Annotated in this window: 10 protein-coding genes; 7 read left to right on the forward strand and 3 right to left on the reverse strand. The window is 48.7% G+C overall.

The features are described from left to right. Positions 1-90 precede the first annotated feature (90 nt). Positions 91-6,318 (forward strand): hybrid sensor histidine kinase/response regulator, encoded by a 6,228-nt coding sequence (locus EJN92_RS14685; RefSeq protein WP_126128510.1) that lies wholly within the window; start codon positions 91-93, stop codon positions 6,316-6,318. Positions 6,319-6,385: 67 nt separating this feature from the next. On the opposite strand, the gene EJN92_RS14690 is transcribed toward EJN92_RS14685, so the two are convergent. After that, positions 6,386-7,858 (reverse strand): cryptochrome/photolyase family protein, encoded by a 1,473-nt coding sequence (locus EJN92_RS14690; RefSeq protein ID WP_126128511.1) that lies wholly within the window; start codon positions 7,856-7,858, stop codon positions 6,386-6,388. Between the two features lie 125 nt (positions 7,859-7,983). Here EJN92_RS14690 and EJN92_RS14695 point away from each other — a divergent pair, with 125 nt between their 5' ends. From EJN92_RS14695 to EJN92_RS14720, 6 genes are all read left to right on the forward strand, one after another. Then, positions 7,984-8,661, forward strand: coding sequence for a YqgE/AlgH family protein (locus EJN92_RS14695; protein WP_126128512.1), 678 nt, complete (start codon positions 7,984-7,986; stop codon positions 8,659-8,661). Next, positions 8,661-9,056 carry a Holliday junction resolvase RuvX gene (gene ruvX, locus EJN92_RS14700; RefSeq protein WP_126128513.1) on the forward strand — a complete coding sequence of 132 codons (396 nt, stop codon included), beginning with the start codon at positions 8,661-8,663 and terminating at the stop codon, positions 9,054-9,056. The genes EJN92_RS14695 and ruvX overlap by 1 nt, the downstream gene beginning before the upstream one ends. Further along, positions 9,053-9,565, forward strand: coding sequence for a bifunctional pyr operon transcriptional regulator/uracil phosphoribosyltransferase PyrR (pyrR, locus tag EJN92_RS14705; protein WP_126128514.1), 513 nt, complete (start codon positions 9,053-9,055; stop codon positions 9,563-9,565). Before ruvX ends, pyrR begins: the two co-directional genes overlap by 4 nt. After that, positions 9,558-10,526 carry an aspartate carbamoyltransferase catalytic subunit gene (locus EJN92_RS14710; protein ID WP_126128515.1) on the forward strand — a complete coding sequence of 323 codons (969 nt, stop codon included), beginning with the start codon at positions 9,558-9,560 and terminating at the stop codon, positions 10,524-10,526. The genes pyrR and EJN92_RS14710 overlap by 8 nt, the downstream gene beginning before the upstream one ends. A 13-nt stretch (positions 10,527-10,539) precedes the next feature. Next, positions 10,540-11,826 carry a dihydroorotase gene (locus EJN92_RS14715; protein ID WP_126128516.1) on the forward strand — a complete coding sequence of 429 codons (1,287 nt, stop codon included), beginning with the start codon at positions 10,540-10,542 and terminating at the stop codon, positions 11,824-11,826. A 256-nt stretch (positions 11,827-12,082) separates the two neighbouring features. Next, the gene (locus EJN92_RS14720) at positions 12,083-12,796 is read left to right on the forward strand and encodes a lysophospholipid acyltransferase family protein (RefSeq protein ID WP_227869560.1); all 714 of its coding nucleotides are present in this window, start codon (positions 12,083-12,085) and stop codon (positions 12,794-12,796) included. A gap of 53 nt (positions 12,797-12,849) precedes the next feature. On the opposite strand, the gene EJN92_RS14725 is transcribed toward EJN92_RS14720, so the two are convergent. Both EJN92_RS14725 and hemH read right to left on the reverse strand, forming a co-directional pair. Next, positions 12,850-13,701 carry a symmetrical bis(5'-nucleosyl)-tetraphosphatase gene (locus tag EJN92_RS14725; RefSeq protein WP_227869561.1) on the reverse strand — a complete coding sequence of 284 codons (852 nt, stop codon included), beginning with the start codon at positions 13,699-13,701 and terminating at the stop codon, positions 12,850-12,852. Beyond that, positions 13,698-14,804, reverse strand: coding sequence for a ferrochelatase (gene hemH / locus EJN92_RS14730; protein ID WP_126128518.1), 1,107 nt, complete (start codon positions 14,802-14,804; stop codon positions 13,698-13,700). Before hemH ends, EJN92_RS14725 begins: the two co-directional genes overlap by 4 nt. Positions 14,805-14,843 lie beyond the last annotated feature (39 nt).

Consider the following 14,843-nt stretch of genomic DNA (forward strand, 5'->3'; position numbering starts at 1 on the left):
TCAGTCTTGGGCTGAAAATATTTCAGCCTGATCATAAATGCACGGCGATAGGTTGCGGCCTATCGCCCATTGAGTTTGCGGGGTACACGCATGACATCTAGTTTTTCTAATTCTCCAGAAATCCCCCAAGAGCAATTTGATATTGGCCCCTTGTCTTGGGTTATGGGCGAGGTGCGGGAAGCGATAAGCAATGCAGGGAAATTGTTATTAGATGCGACTTCACAGGACGCAGAAGCACAATCGACGACCTTGCTTCACGCTAAAAGTTATCTACATCAAGCACACGGCGCCTTACAAATTGTCGATATCGATGGCGTATCTATTGTTACTGAAACAATAGAAGATTTGATTGATCGTTTGCAGTCTGGGCAACTAGAAATTAGTCGCGCTCACGTCGATGTTATCTCCGATGCTTTTCACGCAATATTGTGCTATTTGGAAGATTTGCTAAGCGGTGGTGCTCATCAACCAGTGCGCTTGTTTCCTTATTATCGAGCCTTGTTAGAGATTAAAGGTGCGGAAAGAATACATCCGGCGGATTTATTTTTTCCTTCCTTGTCCGTTCATGAAAAAATCCCAGAGCTGACGCTGGTACATCCGATTAAGCCCGTGAATTATTCTAATTTGCGACAACGTTTTGAGAAGCTCCTACTCAATGTTTTGACGGCTAAGGAAAATGAACAGCAAATGGTCGCAGTCCGGGCTATGCATGACTTAATTAAAGAAATCGAACAAGCTCAAAGTACTTCTCAGGCAAAAGCATTTTGGCTGGTTATGCGCGGATTTTCTGAATCGGTAGCGCAAGGTGCGATCGAAAATAAGCAATATGTGAAACAGATATTTGGACGAATTAATCTCCAGATAAGACGCCTAGTTGATGGCGTTACTACTATTCCCGAGCGCTTGCTAAGGGACGCCTTATTCTTTATTGCCCAAGTTGATCAACCGTCGCCGTTCGTTGCTCAAATCCTTTTGGCTTATCGCCTAAATAATCAGGTTCCACTTGATTATGAGCAAAAAAATTATGGTCAAATTTCTGCAAATATTTTAGCTGCGGCGAAAGAGCAATTGTCGCTAGTCAAAAACTTGTGGGGACGGATTGCAAATGGCGACACAGGATTGGCCGATAAATTCTCTCAAAAAATGAAGGATTTGGCTGAGTCGGGCGCTAGCTTGAATTCGCCGCCATTGTATAAATTGCTGCGCGAACTAAGTGGAATTGCGCGTCATGCTGAGGGTTCACCTGATAGAAGTAAGATGGGGCTGGAACTAGCCACGAGTTTGCTTTTTGTCGAGAATGCGCTGGAGCAGATTACTCATTTACCTAGCGATTTTTCCGATCGTGCTGACGAGATAGCTGCGCGACTGCTTGCTGTTGTCTCTGGTGACGAGCCTCCTACTCAAGCGAGTTGGATGGGCGACCTGTCAAGAGAGGCGCAGCAAAAGAAAACCATGTCTGTGCTTGTTTCTGAGATGCAGGTTAGTCTGCGTCAAGTGGAAAAGACTTTGGATGAGTATTTTAGAGATGCCGCAAACAGCGAGGTGTTAGCACCTGTTGACGGGATTTTGCACCAGATTGGCGGCGCTTTAGCAATTCTGGATCAAGATGATGCAATGTTGGCCGTCGAACATGTTCGTGCCGTAGTTAAACAGTTTTCTGATGCGCATGATGCAGATGAAATCGATACTGATTCTGATGCTTATCGCAATGTTGCTCAAAATGTAGGTGCATTGTCATTTTTCATAGAAACCTTACAAAATCAACCCGAGTTAGCCAAGAAGAAATTTAGTTTTGATACTTCTATAGGCGTATTCCGTTCGAATTTGTTGGAAAAACCAGCTGAAAAGGAATTGCTGCCTTCAGTGCAAATGGAACCAGCTACTCCGCTAGTAACAATGATGACGGCTGAGCAAGAGTTGAGTAATCAGCAGCATGAATCAGCGAGACTTGCGGTTTCCCTGGTGGAAGAACCAAATAATTCGGAATTGCAGGCTCAGCTAAAAGACTCACTTGAGTCCGAACGATCAGTTGCGATATTGTTGGATGATGCAGACGCCAGTGCGCGTGCGCGCGCTGCGATTGATTTGTTGGATAAATCGGACTTTAGTTCATCATCTGAAGATCTGAATAATATTGTTGTTGCTACGACGCAAATTAGTAGCGCTCAGGAGATTACTCCTGCTGTCGATTTGCCGATAAATGATGAGGCAATAGATGCTGAGTTGCTTGAGATTTTTCTAGAGGAGGCTGAAGAGGTCCTTGAGTATGTACGTCATACCGTGCCTTTATCTCGACTCGACCCGACGAACCAAGAGCATCTTATTAGCTTACGTAGATCTTTCCATACGCTAAAAGGAAGTGGCCGCATGGTCGGCTTGATGGTCTTTGGCGAAGCGGCATGGAGTATCGAACAAGTCATGAATTTATGGTTGTCGGAGTCCCGTGAGGGCGCCGAACCCTTGTATGCTTTGCTGGATTTGACTGAGCCTGAGTTGTCCGCATGGGTGTCTGACTTGAAAGAAACTGGTCAAGCCCATCGTTCAGGTGCCGGAATTATTGCCGCAGCCGAACGACTAAAAAATGGCCAAGACGTGCTTGAACTAGCGTCACCGACAGATACTGTAACTGCTGTTGAAATCGCGGCGCTCGATAGTGTTGAAGCTGTAGAGTTAAGCGGCGTTGACTTAAATCCAGACTCATCGGGTGCTCGATCAGACGAAATGATCGAACCAAGCGTTGAAATTGAGACCCCCTTGTCCGAGATCCAGTTGGATGAGCCTGAGCTTATTGCTGCGGCAGTTTTTGAACCTGATGACTCGGAAGCTCTTGATTTTTCTTTGCAAACAACTTCGACCAACCCTAGCGCATTTGTTGCTTTGACAGAGCTTGCTGATCCGAAATTGAGTTCGGATTCAGTATCTGAAATTGAGATGCCTGTTCTAGTCGATGAAATTGCTGAGCCTGTTTCTGAGAATACTTTTACTAATCAAGAAGCATCGATTCAAGTTGATGAGACTACTTCAGAAGACTTGTCGCAGCAGATCGAAAGTGCGGAAATCATTGATTTCCCTTCGCCATTATTGGTTCAAGACGACAACGTTAAGCGCATCGGTGATATCGAAATTAGCCTGCCTTTGCATACCATCTACATGGCAGAGACAGATGAAATCGTACGCTTTTTATCACAAGACTTTGCTGAGTGGCGGCATGAATCTTCTAGGCATGTTTCACGACACTCTGTGCATGCTGCACACTCACTTGCGGGAAGTTCTGCTACCGTCGGTCTGATTGCGGCGCAAGAGTTGGCGCATAGTTTAGAAATGGTCTTGCAACGTGTAGAGCGTCATCCAGTTAGCTTGGAGTTAAGCGAATTTGATGTGCTTGATCATGCGGTAGATTGCTTAAAGTCTATGCTTAAGAAGTTTGCAGTATCTGAAATGGCGCAACATGAGCCGGCAGAAATACTTCAGTTGGAAAAGCTACTTCAAGCCGTGGTTTTCCGTTCAGGTGTTGGTGATGACGATGATGAATTCATTACATCGACCAATGAGAGGCTCGATCAAAGTGCACTTGTCACAGAAGAGTCTTTTAACCCGAGTTCATCCGAGGATGGTGTAATACACGATACGTTTGCTGCCGAAGTAAAAGAAGTAACGACTGACCTCGATCTTCTAGCACCACTGTCACTCGATGAAGATGTTGCTCATGAAGATGTTGCTCAAGAAGATATGCTTGTAGCGCTAGAGCCAGTGCCAGAATCTGTGAACACTGTCGTGGCGATAGAGCTTGATCCGGTCGCTGAAGCTGCAGTGAATACGCCAAAAGATGAAATGCAGCCTGAAAATAAGGCCGTTCCTGCCGCGTTAGTGGTTGAGACATATGAGGTGCCACCATCGTCTTCAGAGTTTGATGTAAAGCTGAAAGACGATTTAGATATAGATTTGTTGCCGGTTTTTATAGAAGAGGGAAATGATCTCTTGCCTATGGTTGGACAATTGCTGCGCTCATGGCAGCAACAGCCCGACGATGCTTCGATACCGCAAGCAATTTTGCGTCTCATGCATACGATCAAGGGTAGTGCCCGTATGGCGGGTGCGATGCAATTGGGGCAGCATACGCATGACATGGAAACGCGCATTGAGAGTTTGATGCATAGCGGTGGCGCGGTACGCCAACCATTGCTGGACGATTTATTGTCTCGGCATGACTACAGCATGCAATTGTTCGATCGTTTGCAAAACCCAAGTGCTGCAGTCGAGAGCACGCCGTATGCAGAATTGAGTCCGGCACAAGAGTTGGAACAGTTTCAGGCAGCCTTGGAGAGCGGTTCACTCGATCCGCTTGCCCCTGCTGGTAACGAGTTGGCCGGCTTTGCGCCAGTCAGCCAAAAGCCTTTGGCTGCCGCAAGATCTGTTATTGCTCCTGCTGTCGCGGTCAGCACTCCAGCTGGTCCGGTTGCCTTGGTGCGGGTACGTGCTGATATTTTGGATCGCTTAGTCAATCAGGCTGGTGAAGTCTCAATTTCACGCTCCAAATTGGAGAATGAAGTGGGGACATTGAGATCGTCCCTGATAGAATTGACCGATAACGTGAATCGTTTACGTGATCAATTACGCGAAGTTGAAATTCAGGCGGAAACACAAATCACATCACGTATGGCGCATTCGGGTGATCGTGAATTTGATCCCTTGGAATTTGATCGCTTTACTCGTTTGCAAGAGTTGACACGCATGATGGCGGAAAGCGTCAGCGACGTTGCTACCGTACAGCAAAACTTGCATCGCACTATCGATGGCGCAACCAATGATTTGCATGTGCAGGCACGTTTGACGCGTGAACTCCAGCAGGATTTGATGCGGGTAAGGATGATACCGTTCGCCAGTATTTCTGAGCGGCTGTATAGAGTGACACGCCAAACCTCCAAAGAAATGGATAAGCGCGTCAATCTTGACATACGCGGTACATCAATTGAAATTGATCGCAGCGTTCTGGAAAAAATGGTCGGTCCATTTGAGCATTTATTGCGTAACGCGATTGTGCATGGGATAGAGTCACGCGAGCGTCGCCGTGAGAATGGCAAGCAAGAGACCGGAGAACTTCTCATTGAAATTCGGCAAGAGGGTAATGAAGTTGTTATTCACTTTACGGATGATGGACAAGGCCTGAACCTAGCGCGCATTCGTGACAAAGCGAAGACAGTCGGTCTGCTTGGTTATGAAGATAGTATTAGCGATGCCGATGTCGTTAATATGATTTTTGAGCCCGGTTTTTCCACTGCCAGTGAAGTTACCGAGTTAGCCGGACGTGGTGTCGGTATGGACGTTGTGCGTTCAGAGGCTGCATCATTGGGCGGGCGAGTTTCGGTCAATTCTGTCGAGGGCAAAGGTGCGCATTTCACCATTCATTTGCCATTGACCCTGGCGGTGACTCAGGTCGTTATCTTATCGGCCGGCGGCAAAACCTTCGCGGTTCCATCTGTCTTGGTTGAGCAAGTTCAGCAATTGAAATCAGCTGTGCTGGCGAATGCTTATAACGATGGCGGCATCATGTGGCAAGGTAGTCTGGTGCCAATTTACTTCCTCTCTAGCATACTGGGTGAAAGCAATGTAGTGCCGCAGCCGCAACAGTATTCACCTCTGCTTATCATGAAGAGTGGTAACGATAGAGTTGCTATTCACGTCGATGATATTGTCGGCAATCGCGAGGTCGTGGTTAAGAATATTGGACCACAATTAGCGCGTATGCCTGGTATTGCAGGTGCTACTGTGTTGGGTTCAGGTGACATCGTTCTAATTCTCAATCCTGTGCCTTTGGCGCATAAAATGGAACATGAGCGTACCCGTCACCATGACCTGCAGTTGACTGGTGCCACTCCGGAGATCGGCGCAATCGCCAATCTTAGCGAAGATACGTCTAAGCAAGAGACTGTTCCAGTCCAGGGTTTGCGTACGCAACATACCGTGATGGTGGTCGATGATTCTCTGACTGTGCGACGTGTTACTCAGCGCTTGTTATCGCGTGAGGGTTACCATGTGGTCTTGGCGAAAGACGGCATTGATGCACTTGAGCAATTACAATCGGTGACGCCGGACGTGATGTTGGTTGATATTGAGATGCCTAGGATGGATGGCTTCGATTTAACTCGCAATATTCGTAGTGACGCGCGCACTAGTCATATTCCTATTATTATGATTACCTCGCGTACTGCGGATAAACATCGCAACTATGCAGCCGAGTTGGGTGTGAATGAGTACTTTGGTAAACCCTATCGCGAAGATGATTTATTAGGTGCGATTGCGGGTTTTGTCGGAAAATAATTTAAATCCAACTAGACAGAAATAATCTCCAAAAAAATGCATCGCTCAAAGCGATGCATTTTTTTGTCTATTTTTTGACTACGGCGTATCGTGCTAAAGTAGTTTTTCTTGCTTCATCATGGGCGATTATCGGCTCTGAATAATTTTCGCCCAAAGTGATTCCAGCTTGTTTGAGAACACTCGAACTCAGCATCCATGGCGCATGGATTTGCTTATTCTCCAATCGCGCCAGTATCGGGAGATAGCGACGTATGAATTTTCCTTGAGGATCGAATTTTTCCGATTGAGTAATCGGATTGAAAATACGAAAGTATGGCTGCGCATCACAGCCCGTCGAGGCGGCCCACTGCCAGCCGCCATTGTTTGCCGAAAGATCGTAATCGTTCAGATGTAAGGCAAAGTAGCGCTCTCCCCATCGCCAGTCTATTCCAAGATCTTTGACTAAAAAGCAGGCTGTAACCATCCTCAGTCGATTATGCATATACCCTGTATTGTTTAATTGCAGCATCGCAGCATCGATTAAAGGATAACCAGTTTTGCCTTCACACCACGCGATAAAAACTTGCTCCGCATGCGTGCCGCTTTCCCAGACTATGGCATCGTAATCAGCTTTGAAACTGCGATCCACTACACGGGGGTGATGCTGCAAAATCATGAAGTAGAAATCACGCCAAATTAATTCGGAGAGCCAAACCTGAGCCCCTTGGTGAGCGTTGCCGGTTCTGACGCAATTGATTGCTTCTCGCACCAGATGACGAATGGAAACCGTCCCAAAGCGCAGATGCACCGACAAGTAAGAGGGGCCTTTGATCGCTGGGAAATTACGTGCTAGTTCGTAATTGTGTATTCGGGATAAAAAATCTTCAAATAGAATCGCGCCAGCTTTCATTCCACCTTGTAATGCCAGTTCCGACTGATCTATCGCGGCAAAACCCATACGTCCCAAGTCCGGAAATTCAGCGCAGCTGTACTTACTCAGCTTTTCTGCGTATGTTTGTACTGGATAGGGTTTGCAATAAAAATCATCGCCACCGGCTAGAAATTTTTTTAGCCAGGCATTTTTATACGGTGTGAAAATGGAAAACGGTGTGCCGGCTTGGCTTAATACTTCGTCGTTTTCAAAAATCACTTGATCTTTGAAACTCAAGAAATCGCAATCAATCTGAGCTAGCGACAGCTTAATCTGGGAGTCACGCTGTATCGCCTGAGGTTCGTAATCGTGATTGACCAAAACTGCCTGGGCTTGTAACTCTAGGGCAAGTTTGGGAATCTCCTGTTTTGGAGAGCCATAACGTACGATTAAATTACCGCCCATTTTTTCGATTTCTGCCGCAAGTTCCCGCACACTTTGATCTATGAAGTGTACGCGCCTGTCTTTACTTGGCAGTAAGTCGAGTATGTCTTTGTCAAAAATAAATACACAGTACACTGACTTGCTTTGTTTTAATGCGGCGTACAGCGCGGCATGGTCAAAACAACGTAGATCGCGTCTGAACCAGACTAGGCTAGTGTTTAGAGGGGGGCGTATGGTTTTAAGCATTGATTTTTATGGTGCTGTTTCTGACGAAATTTTTTGAGGAGAAACTTCTCACGTTTGGAGATAAAATCCAGCGCGAACACCATAGCACACATAGAAAAAGCACGTAAAAATGCTAAAATGTCGAAATGGCGAAGCAAATTACCTCTATCCACACCAATTTATTTGGCGCACAAGGCACCTCGAATCTCAGCACGCCTGCTGCGGTCGGCTTGTCCGTAGAAAACTCTCGATCAGACGAGCTGAATTTAAGTAATCATTTTTTGATTGCCATGCCCTCTATGTTGGATCCTATATTTGGCGGCACGGTTATTTATATTTGTGAGCACAATGCCCGCGGCGCCATGGGCTTAGTCATCAATAAAGCGACCGATATGACGGTCGCTGGTTTATTTGATCGAATAGATTTGAAGCTGGAAAATATACCTGACTCGCATCCTATGGGCAAACATCCGGTGATGTTTGGTGGCCCTGTGCAAGATGACCGAGGATTCGTGTTACATGCACCCATTGGAAAATTTTCGTCTTCCTTAAAAGTGACTGACGAAATCGCTTTTACGACATCGCGCGATATCCTGGAGGCAGTAGCGGCGGGTGAAGCGCCAGAGCGCATGATGCTCAGCATAGGTTATTCGGGCTGGAGCGCCGGGCAGTTGGAGCAAGAGATACTTGCCAATGGCTGGCTGACGGTTGCGGCTGATATGCAGATTTTGTTTGATTTGCCCTTGGAAGAGCGCTTTGTTGCGGCGATGAAATTGCTGGGGATCGATCCTCTGATGCTGGTCGCCGATGCAGGGCATGCTTGATGTCCGAGTTATCCGGAACCATTCTGGCTTTTGATTTTGGATTGAAACGTATCGGGGTTGCCGTTGGTAACACCTTACTCAGGCAAGCAGAACCTCTGACCATTATTAGTGCAGCGACCAATGACGGCAAATTTGCTGAGTTATCTAAGTTAATTTTGGCGTGGCAGCCGGTCTTATGTGTGGTGGGCTTACCTACCCATCCAGATGGCGCATCCCACGAAATGACGCAACGCTGTCAAAGATTTTCCCATCAGTTACAAGGGCGCTTTTCCTTGCCGACTGTGCTGGTAGATGAACGTTACACTTCCGCAGTCTTGCATGCGAAGCGCGGGGAGAGAATAGATGACCACGCTGCTGCGCTCATTTTGCAACAATATTTTGACCAAACCAGATGACAACTATGAAATCCTCTCTAGATGCCGAAGCCCTGTATCTGCAGTTGCTTGCGCAGATTAAGACCCAGACCGCGCACATACAAAAATTGGCGATCGTTGGTATTTATTCCGGCGGTGCCTGGTTGGCGCAAAGATTGGCGACTGATCTAGGTATGGATGATGCCTTAGGCTATATCGACGTCTCGTTTTATCGTGATGATTACGCTAAAAAAGGCTTACATCCCGATGTGAAGCCCACCAAAATTCCTTTCGATGTGGATGACGCCACCATTATTTTAGTCGATGATGTTCTGTACACTGGCCGCACCACCCGCGCTGCTATCAATGAATTATTTGACTATGGCAGGCCGGCAAAAATCCTGCTGGCAGCACTAGTTGATCGCGGTGGCCGCGAATTACCGGTCGCTGCTGACTTTGTTGCTTACTCCGCCAATTTTGACACTACTTCCTCCGTTCATCTGCAGCGTGCAGTGGATGGAAAACTAAGCCTTTCGATCGATCATGCATAATCCCCAACTCAATAAACATGGTGAGCTTCAGCATTTGCTGAGCATAGATGGCCTGCCTAAGTCCATCGTTAATCACATTCTCGATACCGCCTCTTCCTTTGTTAGCATTGGTGACCGCGAGCTGAAAAAAGTACCTTTGATGCGTGGTAAAAGCGTTTTCAATTTGTTTTTTGAGAACTCGACGCGCACTCGTACCACCTTTGAAATCGCTTCTAAGCGTTTGTCAGCGGATGTGATTAATCTCAATATCGCGGCTTCTAGCGCCAGCAAGGGCGAGTCTTTGCTCGATACCATCGACAATCTGGCTGCCATGCACGCCGATATGTTTGTGGTGCGTCATGCGACCTCAGGTGCACCGCATCTGATTGCCAAACACCTCAACGATACTAAGCAGCATCATGTGCACGTGGTGAATGCTGGCGATGGCCGACATTCGCATCCGACTCAGGGTTTGCTGGACATGTACACCATTCGCCATTACAAGAAAGACTTTAGTAATTTGACGGTGGCCATCATCGGTGACGTACTGCATAGCCGCGTAGCGCGCTCTGATATTCATGCACTTACTACCCTGGGCGTGCCAGAAGTGCGCGTCATAGGCCCGCGTACTTTATTGCCAGGCGGCTTGGAGCAAATGGGTGTCAGGGTCTTCAATAATATGAACGAAGGCTTGAAGGGCGTGGACGTCATCATCATGCTGCGTTTGCAAAATGAACGTATGAATGGTGCGTTGCTGCCATCGGCGCAAGAATATTTTAAAAATTATGGATTAACTCCCGAGCGTCTGGCGCTGGCGAAACCGGATGCCATCGTGATGCATCCCGGACCTATGAATCGCGGCGTAGAGATTGATTCTGCGGTCGCTGATGGCCCGCAGTCAGTGATACTTTCTCAGGTCACTTTTGGTATCGCAGTGCGGATGGCGGTCATGAGCATAGTCGCTGGCACTAGTGGCGAGTAAGGAAAACAAAAAGATGAAAATTCAGATTAAGAATGCCCGTGTGATCGATCCTGCCAGCGGTATGGATGCCGTGCAGGATGTGTTTATTGCGGCAGGTAAGATACTTGCGATGGGGGCTGCCCCTGCTGATTTTATCGCGAATAAAGTGATCGACGCGAGCGGTCTGGTGCTGGCGCCTGGCCTGGTGGATTTAAGTGCGCGTTTGCGCGAACCAGGCTTTGAATACAAAGCGACGCTGGAATCCGAATTACAAGCCGCCATGCGTGGCGGTGTGACTAGCTTGGTGTGCCCACCCGACACCGATCCGGTGTTGGACGAAGCCGGCTTGGTCGAGATGCTCAAGCAAAGAGCGCGCGTGCAAAATAAAGCCCACGTTTACCCTTTGGGGGCATTGACCTTGGGCTTGAAGGGCGAGGCACTGACCGAGATGGCAGCGCTCACCGAGGCCGGTTGCGTCGGCTTCTCGCAAGCTGAAGAGCCGATAGAAGACACTAATGTTTTGCAGCGCGCTTTGCAATATGCCAGTACCTTTGGCTACACGGTATGGTTGCGTCCGCAAGATGCCTTTATCGGCAAGGGCGGGGTGGCCCATAGCGGCCCCCTGGCGACGCGTTTGGGCCTCTCTGGCGTGCCTGTGATGAGTGAAACGATTGCCTTGCATACCCTGTTTGAGTTGATGCGCGCCACTGGTGCCAGAGTACATCTATGTCGTATCTCTTCTGCCGCAGGTTTGGATTTGGTGCGCCAGGCCAAACAAGAAGGTCTGTTATTAAGTTGCGACGTCGGCGTCCACCATGTGCATCTGACCGACGCAGATATCGGCTATTTCGATTCGAATGCACGTATGACGCCACCTTTACGCAGTCAGCGTGATAGGGATGCGATACAGGCAGCTTTGCGCGATGGCACTATCGATGCGATTTGCTCAGACCACACACCGGTTGATGATGACGAGAAGTTGTTGCCGTTTGCCGAGGCTTCGCCAGGCGCGACAGGGCTTGAGTTGCTGCTGTCCCTGGCTTTAAAGTGGGCTGAAGAAAGTCGTGAGCCCGTTAGTTTGGCGCAGGTGTTAGGCAAAATTACGCATCAACCAGCGCAACTGGCGAATCTGCCATGCGGTCAAATCGCGGTTGGGCAGGTCGCCGATCTGTGTTTGTTCGATGCCAGTCAGCGCTGGACCGTGGCTGCTAGTGCCTTGGTCAGCCAGGGCAAGCACACCCCATTTCTGGGCTATGAATTGCCGGGTGTGGTGAAGGCGACCATCGTGGCGGGTCATATCGCGTTTGACGCTCTGAAGTAAATTTCAATAGGACATACGTAAAACCGCCCCAGCGTCCTTGTATCCGCCTTGCCGTACTTGAAGTACTGTCTGCGGCGGCACGCCTAGCTGGGATAATATTACCTAAGTTCCAATCTGGATTTTAAAAAAGAGGGGGTATCTGTGATGACTCCCCATTTGCGCATATTCTATGCGGGCAATTTTAAATAATTAGTCATACTCCAGATGAGTATGTTCCTAGAGGCAGTGCATGATCGCTTGGCGTTTACTATGTTTGATGTCCCACCTGTTGGTGGGGTTGCTGATCTGTGGGGTGTGTTTCCCCTTGAGTAAAATCGCCACTCACGAGCGCCTGATACGCTGGTGGTCTGGGCGTTTGCTGACGATCTTTCAAGTGCAATTGAAATTTATCGATGACAGTGAGGGCACTGCAGTATCGCGCGCGCTGATCGTCTCCAACCATGTGTCGTGGCTAGATATTTTTGTTATGAATACACAGCAGCCTTGTTATTTCGTCGCCAAATCAGACATCCGTAGCTGGCCTATCATAGGCTGGCTGAGTCAAAAAGCCGGAACAATTTTCCTGGAGCGCGGTAAACAAAGAGAAGTGAGGCGTATCTACGAAGGCTTGGTGCATCAAATCCACGCTGGTAAACGCATCGCGTTTTTTCCGGAGGGGACCACCGCTGCGCAAGGTTCAGTGCTGCCTTTTCACGCCAATCTGTTTGAGGCTGCGATCGAGGCGCAAGTGCCGGTCGAGCCTTTCTCTATTCGCTATCTGGATGCCAGTGGCAAATTGCATTCTGCCGTGGATTTTATTGGCGAGATGACGATCGTTGAAAGCATGCAGGCTATCTTTGGTGGCGGAAAAATCACCGCAGAGTTGCGTCAGTTGCGCTCGATTAGCACAGTCGATGCGCATCGCAGAGAAATCGCACAAGCGGCGCGAGTGGCGGTCGCGCACAGCTTAAGCATAGAGATCAAAGCATAGAGATCAACGCTTAATGCCGTTGTGAGCCGGGCGCCTAACATCGCCCTGGATGATTACTTGGATTTTCCAGGCCGTTGCTGCTGTGGGCAGTCCACTTGCAGTACGTCTCTGCCAGGCAGCGAAACTGCAGTCAGTTTGCCGCCCCAGACGCAACCGGTATCGAGACTAATCAGATCCGGTCGCAGCACTAAGCCCAGGGTAGACCAGTGACCAAAGATGATAGGCTGACCCGCGCTGTTTCGGTTTGCGATGTCAAACCACGGTAACAGTCCTGGCGGCGTAGCTGCCATGCCATCCTTGCTGTCAAAATCCATCGCGCCATCCAGGCTGCAATAACGCATACGGGTGAGCGCGTTGATGATGCCGCGCCAACGCTCGCTGCCGTGTAAATCATCACTCCAGCGCTCTGGTGTATTGCCATACATCTCGCGCAATAAACTCAGCCAGTCAGGCCCACGCAGTACCTGCTCTACCTCGTGCGCCAGGGCCAGCGTCTGCTCTATGCTCCAAGCCGGGAATACGCCAGCATGCACTAGTAAATGCCCTTGCTCGATTAGGGCGAGCGGGCGCTGCCGTAACCAGTCTAATAATTCTTCGCGGTCGGGTGCTTGTAAGATTTCATCTAAGGTATCGCTCTTGTGAGCTGGGCGTAGGCCATTGGCGACCGCTAGTAAATGCAGATCGTGATTACCCAAGACACTGTCGGCGCGCGCGCCCATGGCTTTGACTAGTCTTAAAGTTTGCAGTGATTTAGGGCCGCGATTAACCAGGTCACCCGCAAACAAAATCTTTGCTGTCGGTGCTGTATGGGAGATCAACGCTAGCAATTGCTCCAGTTGATCGCAGCAGCCCTGGATATCACCAATGACGTAACAGGCATTTCCAGAGGCTATTTCAGGGCTCAATGTTCTGCACCTAAACGTTTCGCTTCTGACCTGCTTAATAAAGCCTGCTGCTTGAGTTGTTCGCGCAAGCTGCCCGTCATCATGGTCGGCCAACCTATCAGATGTTGCTCAGTAATTTCAGCTAGGGCGCGCAGCCATTCAGGAGACTCATTTAAACAAGGGATATAGTGAAATTCTTTACCGCCTGCTTGCAGAAAGTCATCGCGCACTTCCATCGCGATCTCCTCTAGCGTTTCCAGACAGTCGGCAATAAATCCCGGGCACACCACATCGATACGCTTGAGCCCTTGCTTGGCTAAGGCTTGCACTGTCGGTGCCGTGTAGGGTTGCAGCCACTCCGCTCGCCCCAGTCTAGACTGGAAAGTGACCACATACTGTTCCTTGTTTAAGCCTAATTGTTCGGCCAGCAAGCGTGCAGTTTTGTAGCATTCGCAGTGATACGGGTCGCCGCGCATTAAAAAAGCTTTTGGCAAGCCATGGAAACTCATGACCAATTTTTCTGGTCTTCCATTGCTTTGCCAGTAATGCAGGATGGAGTGTTTCAGTGCCTGAATGTAGGCCTCATGGTCATGATAGTTTTTGATAAAGCGCAGCTCAGGAATATTTCTCACTTGCTGATAATGGCGAAACACCGCATCGAAATTAGACGCGGTGGTGGTGGCGGAATATTGCGGATACGCTGGCAGTATCAGCAGGCGTTCATAACCTTCAGCTTTCAGTTTGCTCAGCACTTCCGGGATATTGGTCGATCCATAGCGCATCGCATAAGTCACTTTTACTTCGTGACCTCGTTCCCCTAGATAACCCTGTAATAACAAGGCCTGTTTTTCGGTATGGATCTTGAGAGGCGAGCCATCTTTGCTCCAGATAGTGGCATACTTGGCGGCCGATTTGCTGGAACGAAATGGCAGGATGATCAGATTGAGTATTAACCACCAGATCGCTCTGGGGATTTCCACCACTCTATGATCGGATAAAAATTCTTTTAGATAGCGCCGCACTGCCGCTGCGGTCGGTGCGTCGGGTGTGCCGAGATTGATTAAGACGACCGCGGTTTTAGCGATCGTTCCGTGTGCGTAGGGCGGCTCTTTATGAAAAGGCATAATATTTTTGGTCTTACTCTTTTTGATGTTGCGTTTAAA

Source organism: Undibacterium parvum (assembly GCF_003955735.1).
Classification (GTDB): domain Bacteria; phylum Pseudomonadota; class Gammaproteobacteria; order Burkholderiales; family Burkholderiaceae_D; genus Undibacterium; species Undibacterium parvum.